Here is a 22324-nt window from a genome sequence, read left to right as displayed (position 1 = left end):
ATTCACCTTTATCAGAGCTATTGATAATAAATTAGCGTAAAATAGTAGGGTTATTTAAATAAGCAAAGAGAGCTAAGAGCAATATGAGTTGGAACCTTTCGCCTTCAGACGTATTTAGCGCATCACCAGTTGTTCCAGTTATGGTTATTGAACAGCTTGACGATGCCGTGCCAATGGCTCAAGCATTAGCCGCTGGTGGCATTAATGTATTTGAGATTACCCTACGAACCGCGGTTGCTTTAGAGGCGATTACCGCAATTCGTAAAGCAATGCCAAAAGCACTGGTTGGTGCAGGTACAGTGATCAGTACTCAACAATATGACCAAGCTGTTGAGGCTGGTGCTCAATTTATTATTTCACCAGGATTTACTCCAAGCTTATTAGCACACGCAAAAACTGCTGATACCCCATTAATCCCTGGTGTAGCAACACCATCAGAAGTGATCCGAGCTATTGAGCTTGGTTATGCTCACCTAAAATTTTTCCCAGCAAGTGCATTCGGTGGTCCGTCGGTATTAAAAGCGATGGCAGCACCATTACCTCAAGTTCAATTTTGCCCAACAGGTGGCATTAATCCACAGAATGTTAATGATTATACGGCATTAGATTGTGTTGCGACGGTTGGTGGCTCTTGGATGCTACCAAAAGAAGCGATTGCCAATAAAGATTGGGCTCAAGTAACAAAATTAGCGAAAGAAGCGGTTGAATTGATTAATTAGATATTTTCTCTTCTTTTAAAAAAGGCAATGACTGAAGCAGTCATTGCCTTTTTTTATGGACTATATTTTCTCTGCTGAGAAGAGTGCCAAATTATCAGGCCAAGCGTCTAGTGGGAGAGCTTTACTGTATAAAAAGCCTTGTGCAATATCGCAACCCATTGTCTGCAGGATATTTGCTTGCTCTATTGTTTCTATCCCTTCAGCTACGATCGAGACATCAAACCCTTTGGCTATGCTCACAATTGCATTAGCAATAGAGTTATCAGCATTACTGTGGGTAAGACCTTCTACAAATGAGCGGTCTATTTTAAGACAATCAAAAGGTAAGGTGTGCAAATAAGATAAAGATGAATACCCTGTACCAAAATCATCGATAGCTAAGTGAACCCCTAGAGTTCTGATTTTTTTAAGTAACTCGATAATAAAAGGGTCGTTACTTAATAGCCGAGATTCAATGATCTCTAAGCTTAAATTATGAGGGGCTAGCCCAGAGTCATTCAATACATCGAGTAAACGTTGATAAGCGTTTGAGTGATGAAGTTGCTCTGTTGATACGTTGACATGAATAATAAAATTTTGAGGCCATTCTCCAGTCTTAATCTTGTTGGCTGTATCAATACAAGCTTGCTTTAAAATAGTATAACCAATGCTAATGATCATACCGTTGTCTTCAGCAAGGGGAATAAACCTGCTTGGTGAAATTAGTCCATGGAGAGGGGATTGCCAGCGGATTAAAGCTTCAGCGCCTTGTACTTTTCCGGTAGTAAAATTAATTAGTGGTTGGTAATAAGGAATGAGCTCATTGTTTTTAATTGCTTGAGCAAGCTCAGTTGTCAGCTGAGTTTTTTTGATTGATGCTTCGGCCATGTAGGGCTGAAAGAGTGCAATGTTATCGTTTGTTTGCTGAGCATAGGCGAGAGCAAGGCTAGCGCTACGTAACCAGTGCATCGTGTTGAGATTATCGAGTTGATACACTATACCGATTGAGAGTTGAATGACGACTTTCCCTGAGGTTGATTGGATTGGTGTATTAAAAATGGATTGCAGCTGCTTAGCGTAACGAGTTAACTCTTCAACATTGTCGATTGAATAGAAAAATAGAGAGAATTCAGCCCCCCCAATACGTGCAACTTCAATATTCTCATCCTGATAATGCGTTTTTAAACGTTGGGCAATATCTACTAATAAATGATCACCGCTTAAATGTCCGACAGAATCATTAATGTCTCTAAATCCATTTACACTAAAAGAAAGTAACCCAGATTGTGGCGAAATTGAGGTTGAAATAGCCTCAGTTAATCCGACTCTACTGTATAAATTAGTTAATGTATCGTAGGTGACTTTGTCCTGTAGTTCTTGGAAAGAGCGTTTTAAATTATGTGCCATTAACTTAAAAGAGCGAGTCAGGGTCATGACTTCTTCTGTACCACAATGGTTTGGTAATGGAGTATCCCAATTACCTTCTGAGAGTGCGTGTGCAGATTTAGCGGTATCTATGATTGGTTGAATGAGTCGACGAATAATGTACATCGCTAAAATAAAGGCGGCTAAACTAATGGCGATCATGATAAAAATCGATTGATTTCGCTGTTCAGGTAGCTCTCCAAGTAATACTGATTCGGGAATAGACGCAATAATGAAGGCTTTAATCGGAATATTGCCAGTAAAAGGCTTAACGATCATAAAATGCTTTTCTCCCTCAATATTAAGGGTGATTATTTTTTCTTGAAGAACATGATTAAACCCAACACTGTTAATGTAACGAACGGTTTCTTTCGTTACTGGATCTTTTATTGAATCCAAGCGGTCTATGCTGTGGTGGAACGGAGCATTGGGGTTATGATTAGAGTGAAGCCATATCATTCCTGAAGCATCAACAATGGAAATGTTGCCAGAGATTTCTTTTGCTTCTTTATTAAGAAATATATTGAAAGAACGTAACATGACATCTGTTGTAAGTACGCCTTCTAATTTTTTATTTTTATTATAAACAGGCGCGATTGCAGAAAGTACTGATGATTGTTTGTCTTCAATATGTGAGTAAATATCACTCCATAATGCGCGAGGATTCGTTACTGATTTGATGTACCAAGGACGTTGGCGAGGGTCATAATTATTAATGCTACGAAGGAGTGTCGTGTTCGACTCCTCTTCTTTATACACGTTTAATTGGTTTGGTATTAACGGGTCACTCAGATATAAAAAAAGAGGCTTATCTGTTAGGTTTTTTTTGAGTCCAATATAACTACCGTCTTTATTCCCAAAGCCAATACTATCGACTTGATGCAGTGTTATAAGCTCATTATTGAAGTGCTGTTTTAAATAAGCTTTCAGTGAATCTTGCTTTTCTGGCAGATAAAGTGCTTCACGCTCTATGGTATGGCGCATGTTGATATTGGCACTAAGCGGATCTTCTAATAGGTGAAATAGAGCAAGATTGATACTACGAGAAGATGAGTTAAGTAGTTTTTCACTCACATGACTAATCATATGATTATAGCTATTACTTTGTTCATTTAAGGCGACGGTTATGATCAATGTAAAGATGAACATAAACGGAATTGTAATCGCAAATTTTAACGAGATTTTTTGTTTACATGACATAAAGCAATGACCAAAAAAGTTATCGTCCATGGGGGAAAGTTGAGTGGCGTATGCTATCAAGTTTATTGGTAATAAGATGTCTTGAAAATAAGATGGCTATTAATTGGTTTTTTATATGGGGTGAAAGTGATTTATGGTGGAAAGTATCGCTACTCAATAACGTATTAAGTAGCGACAAGTCGGTAGAAGGTGTAATTATCGTTTAGCAGCGATTTCGCGTAATGCTTGTTTCTCTGCTTCTGATAAGAATGCTAAATCTAAACCGTTAATTTGAATTTGACGGATTTGCTCTTGAGTTAAACCTACTTTTGGCGCGGCTACTTCGTATTCATGAGGAAGCTCGATGCCTTCAACTGCAGGGTCATCTGTGTTTAAGCAGACTTTAACACCATGGGCAAGGAAGGTTTTGATTGGGTGAGATTCAAATGAAGCCACAGTGCTTGTTTGGATATTTGATGTTAAACATGACTCAATACCGATATTATTCTTCGCTAAGAATTCCATTAGTTTTGGGTCTTCAATGGCTTTTACACCATGACCAATACGCACGGCACCAAGCTCATTGATTGCTTGCCACATGCTCTCAGCTCCGGCAGCTTCACCAGCGTGAACGGTTACACGTAAATCGGCATCACGTACTTGCTTAAAGTGGCTAACAAAGCGATCGCCTGGTTGACCTAATTCATCACCAGCAAGATCGATAGCAACCAGTTTGTTCTTTTGAGTCAATAGACCATCAAGCTCTTGCTGACATGCTTCTTGGCCGAAAGTACGGCTCATTATACCGATTAGATTTGCTTTTACACCAAAGTCACGACAACCCGCTTCAACGCCATCGACAACAGCTTCAACAACACCTGCAATTGACAGGTTATGTTTCATTGCCATGTAGTATGGTGAAAAACGTAGTTCTGCATAATCAATTTGTGCATTCATTGCATCTTGTACGTTTTCATAAGCGACACGTCGACAAGCATCTAAATCGCCTAATACCGCAACACCCCAATCTAATTTAGAAAGAAAAGCAACTAAGCTAGGCTCAGCTTCAACGATCTGAACGTGTGGACGTAGCGCTTCTAAGTCATAAGCGGGTAGTGCAAGACCAAATTTTTGGCCTAGATCTAAAATGGTTTCAATGCGAATGTTGCCATCAAGGTGACGGTGAAGATCCGTAAGAGGGAGTGTTTTAGTTATCATTATTGGACTATTCCTACAAAGAAGACATGAATGCGTATAAATATTAAGAATGAGTATAGAGAGTCATGATGATTATGTCAGCAGTAAAACGGGTGAAAACAGCGCAATTTTAGCGATTGCGCCGTGATGTTAACTTATTCTGTTGGCCATTCCGTTAATGGTAATGGTCGACTGTAAAGAAAGCCTTGAGCGTGGTTATAATTTAATTTTGCTAAAAGTTCGGCTTGTTCTTGTGTCTCAATACCTTCAGCAACAAGAGTAATGTTAAAGCCTTTAGTCATGTTATAGACCGCTGCAGCAATCGACGATTCAACATTCTCAGCAGTCAGATCTTTAATAAAAGCACGGTCCACTTTTAATACATCAAAAGGTAATTTATGGATATAGGCTAATGAAGAGTAGCCTGTGCCGAAGTCATCAATGGCAATTTGAATCCCTAAATCACGAATTTTTTGCATGGTGTTAGTGGTGCTTTTATCATGATTCACTAAGCGAGATTCGGTGATTTCAAGAGTTAAATTTTGTGCTGGTATCTCTGTTTTTTGAAGAATGTTTTCTAGCTCATCTAAGAAATTATCTTGCGTTAGTTGGCAAACAGATAGATTTACGTGCATATGGAAATCTTTCGGCCATAGTCCTTTATTAATTCTATCTACTGTATCTAAACAAGCCTGAGTTAATATCTGAGTACCTATTGGGATAATCATGCCGTTGTCTTCTGCAAGAGGAATAAAGTCTAACGGAGAAACTAAGCCTCTTCGTGGGTTTATCCAACGGATTAGAGCTTCTGCACCAATAATTTCCCCTGTTTTTATATCAATAATCGGTTGATAAAAAGGCAGCATTTCGTTGTTTTCTATTGCTGAAGCCAGTTCTGCTGTGATGTTCGCTTTGTGCTGTGAAGCGACCGCCATCTCTGGGGTATAAAGAGATGTGTCTAGATTGTTTTTCTTTGCTTGGCTTAAAGCAATGCTGGCATTTCTTAACCATAAAGTCATTGCATCACAACTTAAGTCATCGTAGACCAGTCCAATAGAAATTGAGACTAATGTAGGATTAGCGCTGATATGGAAAGGTGTCATAAAGCAAGCGTGTACGTCGAGTGCATGTTGTTGTAATTGCTCTATATTATCTAAATTAGAAAAGAACAATCCAAATTCATCACCACCAACACGAGCAATTGCTATGTTAGAGGTGTGGAAACTGGCTTGCAGGCGCTCGGTAATGCGTTGTAGTAATTGGTCACCTTCTAAGATGCCTAAACTGTCGTTAATGTCTCTAAAATTATCGATGCCAATCAATAATAAGCCTTGCTCACATTCTTTTTGTTTACTAAGCATAGTGCGACTATGTTCGATAAGACCTTGTCTACTGAGTACTTGAGTTAGAGGGTCAAAGATTATCTGTTGGCGCATTGCTTCAAAAGAAGATTGTAGTTTATGAGTCATATCATTGAAGGCGTTCATTAGCATGGTTGTTTCATAAATGCTGCCTTTGGCTTCAACGTTATTATTCCAATTTCCACTGGCAATATTTCTAGCGGCATTGGCTGTTGTAAAGATCGGCTTTGTGACTTGAGTGATGGTATAGATGCCGATAAGTAATCCGGTAAAGGCAAGCAATATACCAAAGAGCAGTCCTTTACGTTGTTCTTGTTGTAAATGACCTAGCAAATCACTTTCTGTAATAGAAATAACGATATACCAATCGAGTCCATGATTATCTCGGTATGGAGTAATTTGGCTAAAGTAGCGTTCTCCTTTGTAGGAGAAACAAAATACGGTTGCAGCTTGATTGTTGACCAGCTTTTTTTCTTGGATGTATTCCGCGCTTTTTTGTATGGCAATATCAGGGCTTTCTATTGCTAGTTGGCGCGTTCCATTAGGGCTTCTTGGTGAACCAAGCGAAATAACACTGCCAGGATTTGAATGGGCAATGAGGCGTTGTTTATTATCGATAAGATAAATAGAGCCTTTAGTATGTTCTGTTTCTTGATAAAGAAAAGCGTTAAAAGAATCTAATTTTACGTCTGCCGCGAACACTCCGATAAAGTCGTTGCCGTAAAAGACAGGGTGCATCGTCGAAATCGTGATTTCTTTGCGTTCATCAACATTGGTATAAATTTGAGACCATGCAGGGTCTAATGTATTCGCTACGGGGCTATACCAAGGTCGTTGACGGGGATCGTAATTTGGAATGATAGAGCGAATGTCTTCGGATATTTGATTGCCACGATAAATAACGAGATCATTTCCCGTTCTCTTATCTTGAAGCATCAAAGATATTCCTTTATTGCTCTCTCGACGAAAGCCAATGTATTCTTTTTGTTCTCCACCAAATGAGAGTACATCAACTTGTTGTAAATCGGTATATACCTCAAGTAGGCTGTGTCTTAAGTAGTGTTGGATGTTTTTTGTGTTATTTGGCTGGTACATTTGATAGCGCTGTATTTGGTCTACCATATTTTGAACCGCCACATAGGGCGCTTTTAAAAATATATTAAGATCAGCGTGAGTATTTTGGGTATAAGATGTGAGTATTTTTTGGCTTACATCATCAACCAATTTTTCATAACTTTTGTTTTGGGTGTAAAAAACCACACTGAGCGTTAACAGTAGCACCGTAATGAAAGGAAGCATTACGGCGGTTCTTAAAGAAAACTGTTTTTTTGTGGTTAAATTCTTCATAAAGCTCTTTTTTACACCATCCAATTCTGTTTATTGCGAACGATTCATTCTACCGAAAAGTAGAATATGTCTACTTATATAGCTTTCATCTACATAAGTAAGTTATCGACGACAATGAAGAAAACTTCAGTGGAGTTATCGTGTTATCTAAGCCACTATCCCTTTTTATATTATATCGGTTTGATTAACTTATTGTTTAAAAAGTACTATTCAATCTCTTTTAATTTTCTGGTTAGCGTGTTTCTTCCCCAACCAAGCAGCTTTGCTGCATCTTGTTTATGTCCGTGGGTATGATGGAGCGCCTTCTCTAGTAAAATACGTTCCACGTTAGGAATTACTTTATTTAAAATATCAGCTTCTCCTTGAGACAGTTGTTCTTCTACCCATTCACTTAATTGGGTTTGCCAATCTAATGCGATTTGTATGGTACTGGTTGTTGTGAATAGTTCTGGCGGTAAATCAGAAGCAAGAACTTCTTGGCTGCTTGCCATTACGGTTAACCAGCGACAGGTGTTTTCTAGCTGTCTTACGTTACCTGGCCATGCGCATTCACTGAGCTTTTTACTCGCTTCTTTGCTGAGGGTTTTGCATTCAATCCCTAGCTCTTTAGAAGCTAAATGCAAGAAGTGTTCTGTTAGTTTCGTAATATCTTCTCGACGTTCACGTAATGCAGGGATATGCACCCGAATAACGTTTAATCGATGATATAAATCTTCTCGAAATCCGCCATCAGAAACTAATTTCTCTAAGTTTTGGTGTGTCGCGGCGATGATGCGGACATCGACTTGAACAGGAGAGTGCCCGCCTACACGATAAAATTGCCCGTCAGCTAAAACACGAAGTAATCGAGTTTGAATATCTAATGGCATATCACCGATTTCATCTAGAAATAAGGTGCCGCCATTGGCCTGTTCGAATCGACCTTTACGGACTGAATTTGCACCAGTAAATGCCCCTTTTTCATGACCAAATAGCTCTGACTCAATTAAGTCTTTTGGAATCGCGGCCATATTAAGAGCGATAAATTCATTATTTGAGCGTGGGCTGTGGCGGTGCAGTGCGTGAGCTACTAATTCTTTACCAGTTCCGGATTCCCCATTAATCAATACTGAAATGGAAGAGCGGGATAAGCGCCCAATGGCACGAAATACTTCCTGCATTGCAGGTGCTTCCCCAATAATTTCAGGAACATGATGTTCTTTATTTGGTTTATTACTGCTTTGTTTTTTTTGTTCTTGGCTATGAGCAAGTGCGCGCTCAACAAGTGTGAGTGCTTCATCAATATCAAATGGCTTTGGTAAATATTCGAATGCCCCTTTTTGATAAGCGCTGACAGCAGCATCCAAATCAGAATGGGCCGTCATGATGATAACGGGTAATTCAGGGTAGTTCTCTTGAACATGGTTTAACAGGGATAAGCCATCCATCCCAGGCATTCTAATATCTGAAATAATCACATCAGGAACATTGCGTTCTAATGCTTGAATAACGCTTTCTGCATCGCCAAAACTTTCACACATCATATTAGTGCTTGTTAATGTTTTTTCTAATACCCAGCGAATAGAGCTGTCGTCGTCAACAACCCAAATAAATCCTTTACTCATAAATTTTTCTCCGTAATCCACTTATAAATTTATCTTCATTGTGGTGGTTATTTTTATTATTTAAGTGGTAGGTAAACTGTAAATGCTGTTTTTCCTGGCCAACTGGTGACATCAATTTTACCGTTGTGTTGGTCGATTAAGTTTTGTGAAATCGATAGGCCAAGACCTGTACCTCCTTCACGCGCACTGACCATGGGGTAAAAGAGGGTGTCTTGGATATGACTTGGAATACCTGGACCGTTATCGATGATCTCTATTTTGACTGCAAGTCGATGGCGTTGACCATGAATATTAGTTTGATAATCAGTACGAGTTCGCAGCGTAATGGTGCCATCAGGTTGCTCTTTTAATACTTCTGCCGCATTACTGATGATATTTAAGAGTGCTTGTTCTATCTGTTCTGCATCCATATCAAAGTCAGGCAGACTTGGATCGTAATCTCGAATGATACGAACCTGATAACTTGAGTTTAATTCTATTAATTGGCGTACTTTTTCGATAATCGCGTGTAGATTTTCAGGCTTTTTTTGTCCCGGTTTTTGTGGGCCTAGTAAGCGATCAACGAGATTACGTAATCGATCGGCCTGTTCGATTATTATTTGGGTATATTCATGTAAATCAGGGTTTGGCAGCATTCGCTCTAGTAATTGAGCAGCACCACGTAAGCCACCTAAAGGGTTCTTTATTTCATGCGCCAAGCTACGTACCAATACTTTGGCTGCTTGTTGCTGAGCATGCTGGTTAATTTCTTGAGATAAGCGACGTTGTTGTTCTATTTGGCGAATTTCAACCAAAAGATACAGTGATTTCCTTATCTCAATGGGGCTTGAGGTGACTTCGATGTATAACGGACTGTTGTTGACTATCATACAAACATCGCTGTCTGTGACGCTTTGTCCTGTATCTAAAGGGATCATTAATGTCGATAAATCAAATTTAGTATGTTGGAAAAGATCATCAAAGACATGTGCAGCCATTCGTTGAGCGCTTTGTGAAAAGAGTTGCTCCGCAGCAGGGTTGGCATAATGAATATTACGTTGGTCATCAAGTAATAAAATAGCGGTTACTTGGTTATCCAGTAATTGTGTTGAAAAATCCATAATCAGAGCCACATCCTTGTCATCACATTTGAATGCACCATTCTAGTGCATCATTACCTTTCTTAAAAGGCAGTGACTCTCCAAATTACGTGAATTTATACGCTCTATTCACTATGTAGCTTATAGTTTGGATGGTCGATGCAAGTGCACAGTCAGTATCTTAGATGATGCAATTCTCTTGCCGTCTTTTTGTGCGACAACGGTAATGATGTGAGTGCCTCTTTCTATATTTGTTAGTTTCCATTCTCTAGATGTCTGAGGCAAACCATAAGGTGAACCATCGAGTATTAATTGAAGTTTTTCACCAACAGTGAGCTTGCGAGTAAGATCTGTGAGCACCATGATATGGCCTCGTGAACTGCGAATTGTTTCTTCTTGAGATAGGTTACTTATAGAAATATCTAGTGGGGTTAAGGTCTCTTTAGATTTGCTTCTTGTCTTTTTTGTGGTGGTTTTTTTTGAGGCCGAAGGTACTGGAATGTTTTCAATTTCATTTGGTGTTGAAGAAAATGAGAGTTGCTTTGATTTTACACTGCTAGGAGGTGGGGTATCACTGAAATGCCTAACGCCTTTACTGTCTTCCCATGTATATACGGCATCCGCCATTGCTGGAAGAGAGAAAAGACTAACAAATAAAAGAATTATGTAGGTATGAAGCATAGTTCCACCATTGATGATGGTTATTATTTGATTTCAAAACGGCTTTATATATGAAATCTCGTTTAGGTTATGTAATACCAATCCCATTAATTACCTGGTCATTATTACTGGTTAAATAACTCAATAGTTGCGTTAAAAATTATTATTGTAGAATAACTACTTATAAGAATTTTTGTCTTACTCTTAAGTGATTTTCCTGCGTAATAAATAGATCATCTAATTAGTTACATTGGTATAATTCGATGCAATAAGACGTCATTATTTATTGTATGAATAGGAGTTAGTGTTGCGCGTAAATGAGGTTTTGCCAATATAAAAAAGGCCCGCTTGTGAAGCGAGCCTAAAAACATCAATATGATTTCAATTTGTTACGTCAGAATTAAACTGAGTAATACATTTCAAACTCAAGTGGATGAACTGCAGTGTTGATAGCAGCAACATCTTGAGCTTTAAGATTGATGTAAGAATCAATGAAGTCATTAGAGAATACGCCACCAGCCGTTAAGAATTCACGATCTGAATCTAGAGCTTGTAATGCGATATCTAGAGATTCTGCAACTTTTGGAATTTCTGCCGCTTCTTCCGCGGGAAGGTCATATAGATCTTTATCCATTGCTTCGCCTGGATTGATCTTGTTCTTAATGCCGTCAAGACCAGCCATTAGCATTGCAGAGTAACTTAAGTATGGGTTAGCTGCTGGGTCACCAAAACGAACTTCGATACGACGTGCTTTCGGGCTTGGTACCACTGGGATACGGATAGAAGCCGAACGGTTACGCGCAGAGTATGCAAGCATAACAGGTGCTTCAAAGCCAGGGACAAGACGTTTGTATGAGTTAGTTGTTGGGTTAGCAAATGCATTAATTGCACGAGCGTGTTTAATGATACCGCCAATAAAGAAGATAGCCATTTCAGATAGGCCGCCGTATTTATCGCCAGCAAATAAGTTTTGTCCATCTTTGTTCAATGACATATGAACGTGCATACCTGAACCGTTGTCACCAACAAGAGGTTTTGGCATGAAAGTCGCTGTTTTACCGTAAGCGTGAGCTACGTTATGAACAACATACTTATAGATTTGAGTTTCATCTGCTTTATTTGTTAGCGTATTGAAGCGTGTTGCGATCTCATTTTGACCGGCAGTTGCTACTTCATGGTGGTGTGCTTCAACCACAAGCCCCATTTCTTCCATGATTAAACACATAGCAGAGCGGATATCTTGCGATGAATCAACTGGAGCTACTGGGAAGTAACCCCCTTTAACGCCAGGACGGTGGCCTTTGTTGCCGCCTTCGTATTCCGTGCCTGAGTTCCATGCCGCTTCAATATCATCAATCTTAAAGAAAGAGCCTGACATATCAGTATTGAAACGAACATCATCAAATAGGAAAAATTCTGGTTCTGGACCAACTAAAACGGTATCAGCAAGACCTGTTGAACGTAGGTAGTCTTCAGAACGTTTTGCGATTGAGCGAGGGTCACGGTCGTAACCTTGCATTGTTGTTGGTTCAAGAATATCACAACGAACATTTAATGTTGGATCAGCAGTAAACGGGTCAAGAACCGCACTTGCTGCATCTGGCATCATTACCATGTCAGATTCATTAATGCCTTTCCAGCCTGCAACTGAAGAACCGTCAAACATTTTGCCGTCTTCGAAGAAATCTGCATCAACTTGATGAGAAGGAATTGAGATGTGTTGCTCTTTACCTTTTGTATCGGTAAAGCGTAAATCAATAAATTTTACTTCGTTCTCTTGAATTAGAGCTAATACGTTTTCTACTGACATGTAGGATAACCTCCAGTGTTATAATATAAATATTGGCCAGCTAAGCTGTTATTTACTATATAGCCAGAACTGTGCCAAAAGTAATAATCCTTTAATATTAGTGACTTATGTATTTTCTTCTTGTGAAAAACGTTAGTTTTGCACCAAATTGATCTCTGTTTGCACTGTTGTGGTGCAGGTTTGGTTTGAGATAAGTAAAAAATAAATAGTCACTAATTTACTTCTAGCTGCTATTCAGCAGTGAAATCGTATATTTGTCAATCTAATTCCCTTGTCTAATTCATTGCAAAATAAATAATTTCAATGTAACCAATTGAATATAAATGTTTTTTGTTTTTTGTTTAAAAAAATAAAGTGAAGAATAAAATCGAATAAATTGTGACGTATTTGGTCGTTTTTTCGTCGTTTTTGTGGGCTTGATTAAATTAATTGAAAAAAAATTGTGTCTTCAATCACATATTTCGTGGGTTTTGCTCTAAAATCTGTTAAATTATTGACCGTTTTTAAACCAAAGTAGCGCCAATGGTGGCTCTACACGCTCTGAGTGAATTTGAATCCATGTCTACTCCACAGATTGATAAACTAAGAAATATCGCAATTATTGCGCACGTTGACCACGGTAAAACAACGTTGGTTGATAAGCTATTACAACAATCAGGCACACTAGAATCATCTCGTGGTGAGACTGAAGAACGCGTAATGGACTCGAACGACATCGAGAAAGAGCGTGGTATTACGATCCTTGCTAAAAATACAGCAATTAACTGGAACGATTACCGCATCAACATCGTAGATACTCCTGGACACGCCGATTTCGGTGGTGAAGTTGAGCGTATCATGTCTATGGTTGATTCAGTTCTTCTTATCGTAGATGCAGTTGACGGCCCAATGCCTCAAACGCGTTTCGTTACACAAAAAGCATTCTCACACGGCCTTAAGCCAATCGTTGTTATCAACAAGATTGACCGTCCTGGTGCTCGTCCTGATTGGGTTATGGATCAAATCTTTGACCTATTCGACAACCTAGGCGCAACAGATGAGCAACTAGACTTCACAGTTGTATACGCTTCAGCTCTAAACGGTTGGGCTACAATGGAAGAAGGCGAAGTTGGCGAAAACATGGAACCATTGTTCCAAGCAGTAGTTGATAACGTAGAAGCTCCAAACGTAGATATCGACGGTTCTCTACAAATGCAAGTTTCTCAACTAGATTACAACTCTTATGTTGGTGTTATCGGTGTTTGTCGTGTTACTCGTGGTTCTGTAAGAGCAAACCAACAAGTAACTATCATCGGTGCTGATGGTAAGCAACGTAACGGTAAAGTAGGTACAGTTCTTGGTTACCTAGGTCTTGACCGTCATGAAGTTGAAGTTGCAAATGCTGGTGACATCATTGCAATCACAGGTCTTGGTGAGCTGAAAATTTCAGACACAATCTGTGACGTAAACAACGTTGAAGCGATGAAGCCACTGTCTGTTGATGAACCAACAGTTACAATGACTTTCCAAGTAAACAACTCTCCTTTCGCTGGTAAAGAAGGTAAGTTCGTTACTTCACGTAACATCCTTGAGCGTCTAGAAAAAGAACTAGTTCACAACGTAGCATTACGTGTTGAACAAGCTTCAGATCCAGATAAATTCCGCGTATCAGGCCGTGGTGAACTTCACCTATCTATCCTGATCGAAAACATGCGTCGTGAAGGTTTCGAGCTAGCAGTATCTCGTCCTGAAGTTATCATCAAAAATGATGAAAACGGTAACCTAACAGAACCGTTTGAAACAGTAACTATCGATGTTATGGAAGAGCACCAAGGTGCAATCATGGAAAGCATTGGTATCCGTAAGGGTGAGCTAACAGATATGGCTCCAGATGGTAAAGGCCGTGTTCGCATGGACTTCATGATGCCTTCTCGTGGTCTTATCGGTTTCCAAACTGAATTCCTAACAATGACTTCTGGTTCTGGTCTAATCTACCACTCATTTGATCACTACGGTCCACACAAAGGCGGCGAAATTGGCCAACGTGCTAACGGCGTATTAATCTCGAACGGTATGGGTAAAGCAGTAACTTACTCTCTATTCAACCTTCAAGAGCGTGGTCGTCTATTTGCTGAACACGGTGATGAAGTATACGAAGGTCAAATCATCGGTATTCATAACCGTGCTAACGATCTGACTATCAACTGTCTACGTGGTAAGCAACTGACTAACGTACGTGCATCTGGTACTGATGAAGCACAAACGCTTTCTCCTGCTATCAAGTACACACTTGAGCAAGCTCTAGAATTCATCGATGATGATGAGCTAGTAGAAGTAACACCAGCAAGCATTCGTATCCGTAAGCGTCATCTTACAGAGAACGATCGTAAGCGTGCAGGTCGTGCTCCTAAGTAATTATTGATTTAGAGATTTAGCTTTCGTTAAATCACAAATCGAATAAAATTTAAAATCCCTTTGTAGGCAACTACGAAGGGATTTTTTTTATCTGTTATGATGTATTCAAGATTGGAATTTAGTAAGAGTTCATAAATGGAAGACAAGATTAAACATACGCTAAGGATTAGCTGGTCATACTTTTTATTTTTAAAGCAGCGTATCATTCATGACAGGTTGACTGTTAGTGCTGGTTATATGGCTTACATTACGTTGCTATCATTAGTGCCTTTGATTACCGTGTTACTTTCTGTGCTTTCTCAATTTCCTATTTTTTCAGGAGCAGGAGAGACAGTCCAAGCGTTTGTGATTCAAAATTTTGTCCCTGCTGCCAGCGATGCGGTGGAAGGGAGCCTTAAAGAATTCATTTCCAATACAGGGAAGATGACTGCTGTCGGCTCTGGATTCTTATTTGTTGCCTCTGTGATGCTGATATCAGCAATTGATCGCAGCCTGAATTACATTTGGCGAGTGAAGAAAAAGCGTCGTCCAATGTATTCCTTTTCTCTTTATTGGATGATTTTAACTTTGGGACCATTATTGGTAGGAGCGAGTATTGCTGCTACTTCGTATGTGACCTCACTAAAAATCATGGACGATGAAATAGTATCGAGTTTTTATCGGACTTTATTAGGTTGGTTACCTATCATATTGTCATTCTCAGCATTTGTTGGTTTGTATCTATTGGTACCCAACAAAAAAATACGAATAAGGCACGCTCTTGTCGGTGCGATGTCTGCAGGGTGTTTGTTTGAAATCAGTAAAGTGGGTTTTGCTCAATATATTACGCAATTTCCTTCTTATCAGGTGATTTATGGCGCGCTAGCTGCCGTACCGATTCTATTTGTTTGGGTTTATTTGTGCTGGATTATTGTTTTGATCGGTGCAGAGATCACCGCTAGCTTAGGCGAATTTGATGAATGGTTAGCCGGTAAAGTAAGCACAAATGTATTGGAATCTGATATAAAAGCATTAACAAAACAGCAAGGATTTATAGAAAGTGATAGCACTGATCCAGAGAGTAAGTGAAGCCGCAGTAAAAGTTGACGGTGAGATCACGGGCGAGATTAATCAAGGGTTATTAATCTTACTTGGTGTAGAGAGAGAAGATGATGAAGCCAAAGCAAAACGTTTAATGGAACGAGTTCTGACGTATCGAATCTTTGAAGATGACGACGGTAAAATGAACTTAAATGTGCAACAAGTGAATGGTAGTGTGTTGGTGGTTTCGCAATTTACGTTACCAGCAGATACAAAGAAGGGCACTCGCCCAGGCTTTTCTAAAGGCGCTCACCCTGTTGATGCCGAGCGTTTGTATGATTACTTTTCAGATTTATGTGAAGAGAAGATAAATACGCAAAGAGGACGATTTGCAGCGGACATGAAGGTGTCGCTAGTGAATGATGGACCAGTGACGTTTTGGTTGCAGGTTTAAAAGTAGGGATGATGAAAAGCGAGGCTATACGCTCCGCTAACTAGAAACCTCGCTTTTTGCTCTTATAGTCTCTAGTTAGCGCAGCGTATAGTATCTAGTCTCACCACGATCCCCCCTGAACCCTGCTCTAATTTTTATAAAAGGATTTATATGTTTCGACTGATCACCCCAACCACAGAGGCTGAACTAAAAGCCTACTACCATTTCCGTTGGCAAGTATTACGTGAGCCTTGGCGTCAGCCTGAAGGTTCAGAGCGCGATGCGTATGATGACATGAGCCAACATCGAATGATTTTGGATGGGCGAGGTCAACCTATTGCTGTCGGACGTTTATATTTAACCCCCGATAATGATGGTCAAATCCGCTACATGGCCGTTTCTTCTAATTATCGAGGGAAAGGTATAGGTGCATTGATCATGGTCGCTCTAGAGTCTTATGCGCGCCAAGAGGGTGCAAAGCGTTTAGTTTGTAATGCACGAGAAGAAGCCATTCCTTTTTATATTCGTAATGGGTTTGAAAACCAAGGTGAACTCAGCGATGAGCGTGGCCCGATCCGTCATCAACAAATGCTTAAGCAGCTTGACCCTCTTGCTGATGTATTACGTCGCCCAGATTGGTGTGCAGAATTACAAGACAGATGGGAGAAAGAGATCCCAATTAGCGATAAAATGGGCATCAAAATCACGCAATATACAGGCTATCGATTTGAAGTGAGTGCGGTATTAAATGCGAACTTGAATCCACACAACACCATGTTCGCTGGCAGCATCTTTACTATGGGAACGCTCACAGCATGGGGAATGGTGTGGTTGCTCCTAAAAGAACGTGGCCTAGATACAACGAGTATTATGTTGGTTGATAGCCATATTCGTTATCGTCAACCGATCACTGAAAGCCCGAAAGGCATTACGTCATTAAACTGTTTACAAGGGGATTTTGGACGTTTGAAATCAGGTAAACGAGCTAGAGTCAAAGTGACGGTTGATTTGTGTAATGGGGATCAGCCAGCCGCTGAGTTTTCAGGAACGTTTATGTTGATGAGAAACTAGAAACGATACGCTGTGCTAACTAGAAACTATAAGAGCGAGTGTATTAATGTGGTGAGTTTTTAGGTTTCAGGAAGAGCTAAAAAAGCAGAGTTCAGAGGCGAACGTTGTTATGACATCGACAAAGAATGGTTCTCCCCCTTTAGCGCTATTGCTATGAGATCGATATAGTTGATACAAGGAGGAGTTAGAGGAGGTTGGTTACATTGGTGAAAAAGGGGAGGAACAGTATTGTGAACGCAGTGGTTATAACGATCATCCCTGAAATCTGCAAGGGAGCTTGCGACCGATCTGAACCCTAAGTCTCGCTCTTAATCCGCCGCCTGCATTCTTGCCCACCAAGCATCATCAGCAACAATCTGTCCTGTCTCATCTAATTGAGGATAAGCAAGGCCTTTACGCTTTGCTACTTTAGCAAGAACAGGGTGGCCACGTTCAAACAAGACATTATTAATATACTCTGCTGGCAGCGCACTCTCTTCACGGTCATACATCCCCGCTAAATCACGCTGACGCTGTGCTTCATATAAAATCAAGGCACTTGCTACAGATACATTTAAAGACTGCACCATACCAACCATAGGGATAATAATGTCATGATCAGCCATTGCTAATGCTTTTTTGCTGATCCCTGTTTTCTCACTACCTAAAATAATAGCCGTTGGTTTGGTGTAATCAATTTCACGAAAATCAACGGCAGTATCAGATAAGTTCGTTGCAAGGATTTGCATGCCTTGGCCTTTTAATACAGCAAAAGCATCATCAATGTTTTTGTGAGTTTCAACATCAACCCAGTTACGGGCGCCAGCCGAAGTGTGTCCTAACATTTGCATTTGCTCTGTTGGCCATACAGCATGAATTTTATGTACGCCAGTTGCATCAGCAGTACGAACAATCGCAGAGACATTATTGGCTTTATGTACTTCTTCTAAACAGAGAGTAAGGTCAATTTGACGAGATTTTAAGACAGAAGTAATTCGTTGGTAGCGTTCTAGATTCATGATTTTAATTTCTTGGGATAGGTTAGAGGGACTAGGGACGAGTAAGGATAAGCAAGGATTCAGGGCTCAGGTTTCAGCAAGATCAAAAGCAAGTGCACCTGAACCCTGCAAGCGAAGCGATCTGAAACCTAGCTCTACTAAAAGGACGAAGTCCGTATTCGAACCTCGTCCCTTCATTTTCTGCTTCTAGTTCTTATGTCTACGAACTTTAAGTGCGTGTGGCATGACACGAATACGGCGCATGATTTCAGCTAAATGCTTGCGATCTTTTGCCGTTAACTCGATGGTTATCGTATATAAACGACCATCTTTTTCTTCGGTTGTAATACCACGAATATTAGAGCCAGTACCTGCGATTACATTAGCCAAATCTGCTAGTGCACCTTGATGGTTCTGAATATCAATATCTAATGCAGTAGCAAACTCTTGATCAAATTCATCAGCCCACTCAACACCCATGTATTTATCAAGTTCTTTTTGATAACCACGAACGTTCGCACACTCTTCCATATGAACCACAAGGCCACGACCTGGACTAACATGAGCAATAATGTGATCACCAGGAATAGGGCGACAACAATTTGCAAACGTTAGCAAAATACCGTCCGCACCACGAATTGGTAATTTCTTACCTGTAGACGTTTCGATATTTGAAGAGTCTTGCTCTGTTAGTTCATCCGCATCACCAAGAAGACGGCGAGCAACCACAATGCTCATTAACTCACCTAAGCCAATGGCTGCGAGTAAATCATCAAACTCAGCAAGTTTTAGATCAGAAAGAACATGGTTGATGTTGTCCTGTGAAACATCATCAAGCGATACATTATGACCAAGCGCATGATTAAGTAGACGGCGACCTAAAATCACAGAATCTTCTTTACGCATTGTCTTAAGTACTTGGCGGATCTTAGTTCGAGCTTTAGAGGTCACGACATAGTTTAACCAAGCCGCATTTGGACGCGCACCCGGAGCACTAATGATCTCAACCGTTTGACCGCTCTTTAGTGGTTTACTTAGAGGGTAGGGTTGGCGATTAACACGAGAGCCAACACAGCTATTACCAACATCAGAGTGAACCGCATACGCAAAATCAACCGCGGTTGCACCAACGGGTAATTCAAAAATACGGCCTTTTGGCGTGAAGACGTAAATTTCATTCGGAAATAAGTCCGATTTTACGTTTTCAATGAATTCAAATGAACTACCTGCACTTTGTTGAAGTTCCAGTAAGCTTTGCATCCAACGTTGAGCGCGGATCTGGGCCGTAGTACTTGAGTTATCACCCTCTTTGTACGACCAGTGTGCTGCTACACCTTTATTCGCCATTTGTTCCATATCTTCAGTACGAATTTGCACTTCAACAGGGACGCCGTGAGGACCGACCATTGAGGTGTGAAGAGATTGGTAACCATTGGCTTTTGGTACAGCAATGTAATCTTTAATACGACCAGGACGAGGTTTATAAATACTATGAACCTGACCTAGTGCGCGATAACAAGTATCGACATTGTCTGTAATCACTCGGAACGCGTAGATATCCATAATAGTATGGAAGCGCTGCTCTTTATTCTTCATTTTATGATAAATAGCGAACAGGTTTTTCTCACGACCAACCACTCGACCTTTAATGCCAGCTTCAGCAATACGGCCTTCAATTTCAGAGTGGATTTTTTGGATCATCTCTTTACGGTTACCACGAGCCGACTTCACTACTTCTTTTAATACGCGATAGCGATTTGGGTAAAGGGCTTCAAAACCTAACTCTTCAAGTTCAGTTTTAATATTATGGATACCAAGGCGATGCGCCAAAGGAGAGAAAATTTCTAGAGTTTCACGGGCAATACGACGGCGCTTATCAGGGCGTAATGCACCTAATGTACGCATATTGTGGGTACGGTCAGCAAGTTTGATCAAAATAACGCGGATGTCTTGCACCATCGCCATGACCATTTTTCGGAAGTTTTCAGCCTGTGCTTCTTTTTTATCGCGGAACTTAAGTTTGTCCAGCTTAGAAACACCATCCACTAGTTCGGCAACAGTTTCGCCAAATTGTTCTGCCAGCTCTTCCTTGCTAACTTCTGTGTCTTCAATAACATCATGAAGTAGTGCAGCCATTAGCGTTTTATGGTCGAGTCGCATTTCTGCAAGGATTCGAGCCACAGCTACTGGGTGAATGATATAAGGTTCGCCGCTTGAGCGAGTCTGCCCTTCATGGGCCTCTTTTGCTACCAGGTAAGATCGACGAAGAGCCTCAATGTGAGGCTCTGGCAGGTAATCTTTGGCAACATCTTTCAGGCTATCGAATAAATCCAAATTTCGCCCCGTCAGGTTTGCTGTAATTTATAATCTATAAAAGATTATAGAGATTAACGATTGTGAGTGATTGAGCTTACTGCTGCTAATTCAGCGGCATCTTGCTCTTGTTGCTCTTGACGTTCACGAGCATCAAGTAATTCTTTAGTGATCAGGCCTTCTTCAATTTCACGAAGAGCGATAACAGTTGTTTTATCGTTCTCTTCAGGCACTAGCGCATCTTTACCACCAGTTTGCATTTGACGTGCGCGACGAGATGAAACTAAAACAAGGTCGAAACGGTTGCCGATTTTTTCAACTGCGTCTTGAACGGTTACACGTGCCATGAGGACTCCAATTTATTAACAAAAATAGTTATATGTTGAGAAAGTATACAAGTAACCGGTATAAGTTTCTAGCTAGGGTTACGAGATACTAATAGAAATACGAAGAAATTAATCAGCTAACAATGCTTCTAACATGCCTTTGTATTTCATGGTTTGTTTGTCTTGCTTTAAGCGCTCTGCACGAATAATGGCACGGAAGTCCATTTGTGCAGTATCAAAGTCGTCATTAATAATCACATAATCGTATTCATTATAGTGAGATATTTCAGACTTTGCTTCACTCATGCGCTTAGCAATAACAGCATCGCTGTCTTGACCACGTGCATTTAAGCGTCGTTCTAATTCCCCATTTGAAGGGGGAAGAATGAACACGCTTTTTGCTAAAGGCATTTGTTCACGAATTTGACGAGCACCTTGCCAATCAATATCCAAGAACACATCAATGCCTTTATCAAGAGTATCTTCGATCCATACACGAGAAGTACCATAGTAGTTACCAAACACTTCTGCGTATTCTAAGAATTCACTTTTTTCGATCAATTCTTCAAAATGCTCTTTCTGAATGAAGTGATAATGTACACCATCAGATTCTCCTGGACGCATACCACGAGTAGTATGAGACACAGAGACTTTCATAGCATAAGTTGGGTTGCTTTCTAACAGTGCCGAGATCAAACTCGACTTACCAGCACCACTTGGCGCTGACACAATATAAAGTGTACCTTTACTCATGATAGATTCTCTTGGGAGTTATGGCATTTCACTCTAAATTACGCTTTAGCTGTAAAATAAAGATGAATGCGAAGCATAGAAAATTGGGTGGCGAAGAATAGCACAATCAAGAATTAATTTGAATGAAATAAATACACTAATTGAAATAATAATTTTGTGTTAGCTTATCTTAGCACTATCATTAGAAGTTCAATTAATCCTCAACCTTAATAATAGTGGATATTTTAGTTATGCCTTCTCATCTGCCAAAATCATTTAGTAAACCGTTTTTAAAAGTCTTCCATATTTTAGAAGCTATTTTATTGGTTGCTATCACGCTAGCAACCTTGTTTGCTATGGTAAACGAATTCATTCATGTCTTTACTGAGCAGCAAATTCAGTTAACCGATATTCTTTTAATGTTTATTTATCTTGAAGTGCTAGCTATGGTGCAACAGTTCGTGATGAACGGAAAAATCCCAGTTCGCTATCCTATTTATATCGCAATGATGGCCATCGCGCGTTATATCACTTTAGGGATGAAGGAGATTGATGCGGTATTAGTGGTTTGGTTAGCGTTAGCCGCATTCATTCTTGCTGCGGCAACATTATTGATCCGAGTTGGACATCATTACTGGCCGTATGAGATCCATGATAATAATAAAAAATACGACGAGTAATACTTACGTATCATTAGA

General features: G+C 40.1%; 17 protein-coding genes. 6 read left to right on the top strand and 11 right to left on the bottom strand.

All coding sequences use genetic code 11. The features are described 5' to 3' along the window. Positions 1–83: 83 nt before the first annotated feature. Positions 84–719 carry a bifunctional 4-hydroxy-2-oxoglutarate aldolase/2-dehydro-3-deoxy-phosphogluconate aldolase gene (locus BTO23_RS19515; protein ID WP_061004979.1) on the top strand — a complete coding sequence of 212 codons (636 nt, stop codon included), beginning with the start codon at positions 84–86 and terminating at the stop codon, positions 717–719. 60 nt (positions 720–779) lie between these two features. Here the strand turns inward: BTO23_RS19515 and BTO23_RS19510 are convergent, their stop codons facing one another. The 7 genes from BTO23_RS19510 to glnA all read right to left on the bottom strand — a co-directional run bounded on the left by BTO23_RS19510 (position 780) and on the right by glnA (position 12360). After that, a complete protein-coding gene (locus BTO23_RS19510; RefSeq protein WP_105064374.1) occupies positions 780–3323 on the bottom strand; it encodes a bifunctional diguanylate cyclase/phosphodiesterase in 2544 nt (847 codons plus the stop codon). A 195-nt stretch (positions 3324–3518) separates the two neighbouring features. Continuing rightward, positions 3519–4520 carry an adenosine deaminase gene (add, locus tag BTO23_RS19505; protein ID WP_060993385.1) on the bottom strand — a complete coding sequence of 334 codons (1002 nt, stop codon included), beginning with the start codon at positions 4518–4520 and terminating at the stop codon, positions 3519–3521. Between the two features lie 134 nt (positions 4521–4654). Further along, entirely contained in the window at positions 4655–7207 is a 2553-nt protein-coding gene (gene gepA / locus BTO23_RS19500; RefSeq protein WP_060993384.1) for a phosphodiesterase GepA, read from the bottom strand. Between the two features lie 206 nt (positions 7208–7413). Further along, positions 7414–8811: a nitrogen regulation protein NR(I) gene (glnG, locus tag BTO23_RS19495; RefSeq protein WP_061004975.1), complete on the bottom strand. Its 1398-nt coding sequence runs from the start codon at positions 8809–8811 to the stop codon at positions 7414–7416. Between the two features lie 56 nt (positions 8812–8867). Then, a complete protein-coding gene (glnL, locus tag BTO23_RS19490; RefSeq protein WP_060993382.1) occupies positions 8868–9911 on the bottom strand; it encodes a nitrogen regulation protein NR(II) in 1044 nt (347 codons plus the stop codon). A 120-nt stretch (positions 9912–10031) separates the two neighbouring features. Next, complete coding sequence (locus BTO23_RS19485) at positions 10032–10571, bottom strand: DUF4124 domain-containing protein (protein ID WP_061013266.1); 540 nt, start codon at positions 10569–10571, stop codon at positions 10032–10034. Between the two features lie 379 nt (positions 10572–10950). Next, entirely contained in the window at positions 10951–12360 is a 1410-nt protein-coding gene (glnA, locus tag BTO23_RS19480; protein WP_060993380.1) for a glutamate--ammonia ligase, read from the bottom strand. 558 nt (positions 12361–12918) lie between these two features. On the opposite strand from glnA, the gene typA reads away from it, so the two are divergent. The 4 genes from typA (at position 12919) to BTO23_RS19460 (ending at position 17278) form a co-directional block, all read left to right on the top strand. Next, positions 12919–14754: a translational GTPase TypA gene (gene typA, locus BTO23_RS19475; RefSeq protein WP_060993512.1), complete on the top strand. Its 1836-nt coding sequence runs from the start codon at positions 12919–12921 to the stop codon at positions 14752–14754. A gap of 135 nt (positions 14755–14889) precedes the next feature. Beyond that, the gene (locus BTO23_RS19470) at positions 14890–15822 is read left to right on the top strand and encodes a virulence factor BrkB family protein (RefSeq protein ID WP_060993379.1); all 933 of its coding nucleotides are present in this window, start codon (positions 14890–14892) and stop codon (positions 15820–15822) included. Then, positions 15794–16228: a D-aminoacyl-tRNA deacylase gene (dtd, locus tag BTO23_RS19465; protein ID WP_105064373.1), complete on the top strand. Its 435-nt coding sequence runs from the start codon at positions 15794–15796 to the stop codon at positions 16226–16228. Before BTO23_RS19470 ends, dtd begins: the two co-directional genes overlap by 29 nt. 150 nt (positions 16229–16378) lie before the next feature. Continuing rightward, the gene (locus BTO23_RS19460; protein WP_105064372.1) at positions 16379–17278 is read left to right on the top strand and encodes a bifunctional GNAT family N-acetyltransferase/hotdog fold thioesterase; all 900 of its coding nucleotides are present in this window, start codon (positions 16379–16381) and stop codon (positions 17276–17278) included. Between the two features lie 308 nt (positions 17279–17586). Here the strand turns inward: BTO23_RS19460 and trmH are convergent, their stop codons facing one another. From trmH to gmk, 4 genes are all read right to left on the bottom strand, one after another. Then, positions 17587–18276, bottom strand: coding sequence for a tRNA (guanosine(18)-2'-O)-methyltransferase TrmH (trmH, locus tag BTO23_RS19455; protein WP_060993376.1), 690 nt, complete (start codon positions 18274–18276; stop codon positions 17587–17589). A 186-nt stretch (positions 18277–18462) separates the two neighbouring features. Next, positions 18463–20589 carry a bifunctional GTP diphosphokinase/guanosine-3',5'-bis pyrophosphate 3'-pyrophosphohydrolase gene (gene spoT / locus BTO23_RS19450; protein ID WP_060993375.1) on the bottom strand — a complete coding sequence of 709 codons (2127 nt, stop codon included), beginning with the start codon at positions 20587–20589 and terminating at the stop codon, positions 18463–18465. 53 nt (positions 20590–20642) lie between these two features. Beyond that, on the bottom strand, positions 20643–20915 hold the full coding sequence (gene rpoZ, locus BTO23_RS19445) for a DNA-directed RNA polymerase subunit omega (RefSeq protein WP_060993374.1): 273 nt from the start codon (positions 20913–20915) through the stop codon (positions 20643–20645). Positions 20916–21023: 108 nt separating this feature from the next. Continuing rightward, positions 21024–21647 carry a guanylate kinase gene (gmk, locus tag BTO23_RS19440; RefSeq protein WP_060993373.1) on the bottom strand — a complete coding sequence of 208 codons (624 nt, stop codon included), beginning with the start codon at positions 21645–21647 and terminating at the stop codon, positions 21024–21026. Positions 21648–21877: 230 nt separating this feature from the next. Here gmk and BTO23_RS19435 point away from each other — a divergent pair, with 230 nt between their 5' ends. After that, positions 21878–22306 (top strand): phosphate-starvation-inducible protein PsiE, encoded by a 429-nt coding sequence (locus BTO23_RS19435; protein WP_060993372.1) that lies wholly within the window; start codon positions 21878–21880, stop codon positions 22304–22306. Positions 22307–22324 lie beyond the last annotated feature (18 nt).

The organism is Aliivibrio sifiae, assembly GCF_002954715.1.
GTDB classification, from domain to species: Bacteria; Pseudomonadota; Gammaproteobacteria; order Enterobacterales; family Vibrionaceae; genus Aliivibrio; species Aliivibrio sifiae.
The sequence above is the reverse complement of the archived record's forward strand: the minus strand, read 5'-3'. Positions and strand labels throughout refer to the sequence as shown.

Excerpts from the sequence above, each read along its gene's own strand:
- BTO23_RS19470 (WP_060993379.1), top strand. The coding sequence starts at position 14,890 with ATGGAAGACAAGATTAAACATACGCTAAGGATTAGCTGGTCATACTTT.
- glnA (WP_060993380.1), bottom strand. The coding sequence starts at position 12,360 with ATGTCAGTAGAAAACGTATTAGCTCTAATTCAAGAGAACGAAGTAAAA.
- BTO23_RS19510 (WP_105064374.1), bottom strand. The coding sequence starts at position 3,323 with ATGTCATGTAAACAAAAAATCTCGTTAAAATTTGCGATTACAATTCCG.
- BTO23_RS19485 (WP_061013266.1), bottom strand. The coding sequence starts at position 10,571 with ATGCTTCATACCTACATAATTCTTTTATTTGTTAGTCTTTTCTCTCTT.
- glnG (WP_061004975.1), bottom strand. The coding sequence starts at position 8,811 with ATGAGTAAAGGATTTATTTGGGTTGTTGACGACGACAGCTCTATTCGC.
- add (WP_060993385.1), bottom strand. The coding sequence starts at position 4,520 with ATGATAACTAAAACACTCCCTCTTACGGATCTTCACCGTCACCTTGAT.
- BTO23_RS19460 (WP_105064372.1), top strand. The coding sequence starts at position 16,379 with ATGTTTCGACTGATCACCCCAACCACAGAGGCTGAACTAAAAGCCTAC.
- gmk (WP_060993373.1), bottom strand. The coding sequence starts at position 21,647 with ATGAGTAAAGGTACACTTTATATTGTGTCAGCGCCAAGTGGTGCTGGT.
- gepA (WP_060993384.1), bottom strand. The coding sequence starts at position 7,207 with ATGAAGAATTTAACCACAAAAAAACAGTTTTCTTTAAGAACCGCCGTA.
- rpoZ (WP_060993374.1), bottom strand. The coding sequence starts at position 20,915 with ATGGCACGTGTAACCGTTCAAGACGCAGTTGAAAAAATCGGCAACCGT.
- typA (WP_060993512.1), top strand. The coding sequence starts at position 12,919 with ATGTCTACTCCACAGATTGATAAACTAAGAAATATCGCAATTATTGCG.
- glnL (WP_060993382.1), bottom strand. The coding sequence starts at position 9,911 with ATGGATTTTTCAACACAATTACTGGATAACCAAGTAACCGCTATTTTA.
- BTO23_RS19515 (WP_061004979.1), top strand. The coding sequence starts at position 84 with ATGAGTTGGAACCTTTCGCCTTCAGACGTATTTAGCGCATCACCAGTT.
- BTO23_RS19435 (WP_060993372.1), top strand. The coding sequence starts at position 21,878 with ATGCCTTCTCATCTGCCAAAATCATTTAGTAAACCGTTTTTAAAAGTC.
- trmH (WP_060993376.1), bottom strand. The coding sequence starts at position 18,276 with ATGAATCTAGAACGCTACCAACGAATTACTTCTGTCTTAAAATCTCGT.